Origin of the sequence: Streptomyces sp. T39 (genome assembly GCF_008042045.1) — a bacterium.
Taxonomy (GTDB): domain Bacteria; phylum Actinomycetota; class Actinomycetes; order Streptomycetales; family Streptomycetaceae; genus Streptomyces.
Window position 1 is genome coordinate 1 of sequence record NZ_RDBP01000059.1, and the last position, 1,680, is coordinate 1,680.

At 67.9% G+C, this 1,680-nt stretch carries 3 protein-coding genes and 1 pseudogene; 2 read left to right on the plus strand and 2 right to left on the minus strand.

The window, feature by feature from the left end; all coding sequences use genetic code 11:
• Positions 1–96 (minus strand): annotated as a pseudogene (locus tag EAO77_RS40695) (toxin Doc); the annotation flags it as partial.
• Between the two features lie 98 nt (positions 97–194).
• Here EAO77_RS40695 and EAO77_RS34300 point away from each other — a divergent pair.
• Both EAO77_RS34300 and EAO77_RS34305 read left to right on the plus strand, forming a co-directional pair.
• Positions 195–434, plus strand: a complete 240-nt coding sequence (locus EAO77_RS34300) for a hypothetical protein (protein ID WP_147992243.1) — start codon at positions 195–197, stop codon at positions 432–434.
• A complete protein-coding gene (locus EAO77_RS34305; protein ID WP_147992244.1) occupies positions 434–808 on the plus strand; it encodes a toxin Doc in 375 nt (124 codons plus the stop codon). The genes EAO77_RS34300 and EAO77_RS34305 overlap by 1 nt, the downstream gene beginning before the upstream one ends.
• A gap of 578 nt (positions 809–1,386) precedes the next feature.
• Here the strand turns inward: EAO77_RS34305 and EAO77_RS34315 are convergent.
• On the minus strand, positions 1,387–1,680 hold a 294-nt coding region (locus EAO77_RS34315), incomplete at its 5' end, for an integrase core domain-containing protein (RefSeq protein WP_147991438.1).

Here is a 1,680-nt window from a genome sequence, read left to right on the forward strand (position 1 = left end):
GACCAGGGTGTGCAGGAGGGCGCCGGCGCGCCAGGCCGGGTCGGGGTCGGCGGTCGCAGCGCGGGGGATGCGGGTCTTGTGGCGGGCGACGGCGGCGCCTATCTCCCGGCTCGGTTTCCCAGCGGTTGAGCTGCGGTTATGCAAATCCAAGGTCAGCCCTGGCCTCAATGGTACCTACTAGGTACCATTGGGGTATGCCGTCCTTGAACATCACCTTCTCCGATGAGGAACTCGAAGCGGTCCGCGCCGCCGCGGCTGCGGAGGGCAAGTCCCTCAAGCAGTACGTCCACGACCTGCCGCTGCGAGAGCAACAGCGTCGGCAGTTCGTTCGCTACGCCGTCTCCTGGGGCGAGACCCACCGCAGTGAGTTCGACGACGCCTTCCCCGATGAGGCCCCGCCGGGAGCCCGCAGCCAGGGGGCGGACGCGGCCTGATGATCCTCTACATCGACGTCCCCTGGCTCCTGGACGTCCAGGAGCAGGCCGTCCCCGAAGACGTTTCCGTCGCCGACTACTCCGCCCTGGTCGCCGCCGTCGCCCGCCACAAGACCCGCATCCCCCGCGCTGCGACCGCCGACCCCGACCCGGCCTGGCGCGCCGGCGCCCTCCTGCACACCCTGGTCCGCCTGCAGCCGTTGCCCTACCGCAACAGCCTCTACGCCTGCCAGGTCGCGGCCGCGTACATGAACGCCTCTGGCGACGGCATCGACCCTCCGTACGGAGCCATGGTCGACCTCGTCCGCGACATCCAGGCCGGCAAGACGAGCGTCTACCAGGCAGCCGACCGCATCCGCACCTGGCGGATCTGAACACCGCGCTGCGGCAGGGTCTCGGATCCTGCCGGCGGGATAGTGGTATGTGTCCCCTGGACGAGCAGATCGCCATTAGGACTTGTCCGGTCGATCATGTTCGGAGCCAGATGGTGAGGGCTGCGACGGTTGCGGTGCCGAGGTAGATGTAACGGCGCTTGTCGTATCGGGTAGCCACGGCCCGGTGCTGCTTCAGTCGGTTGATCGCCCGCTCGACGGTGTTGCGCTTCTTGTACCGCTCTTCGTCGAAGCCCGGTGGCCGCCCGCCTTGTGAACCTTTGCGTAGGCGGGCGGCCTGGCTGTCGGTCTTCTCCGGGATGGTGTGCCGGATGCCGGATGCCGGATGCCGCGGCGTCGCAGGTACTCGCGGTAGGGTCCGTTGCTGTAGGCCTTGTCGGCCGCCAAGCTGTCGGGCTTCTTGCGAGGCCTGCCTGGCCCGGTTCGGGGGACGCGAACGTTCTCCAATCCGAACTGCGTGCAGTCAGCCCGCTGACCTGGGGTGACGATCAGGGATAGCGGGCGGCAGCGGCCGTCCGCGCTCAGGTGGAGCTTGGTGGTGAACCCGCCGCGCGAGCGGCCTAGGTGTATTGACCCGCAGGGTTGTTGACGCGGGTGATGGGCGGCTGTCCGTCGAGTGCGGTGTGGCAGCGGTGGTGGTTGTAGGTGTGGAGGAAGTCTGCCGGTGCCGTTGTCCGCTCGGTGTTCGAGGTGTAGGGCCGTAGGTAGGCCCATTCGTCGAGCAGGGTGCGGTTGAAGCGTTCGACCTTGCCGTTGGTCTGCGGCCGGTAGGGCCGGGTCCTCTTGTGGGTGATGCCGGCCGCGGCCAGCGTCTGGGTGAACAGCCTGGACTTGTAACAGGAGCCGTTGTCGGT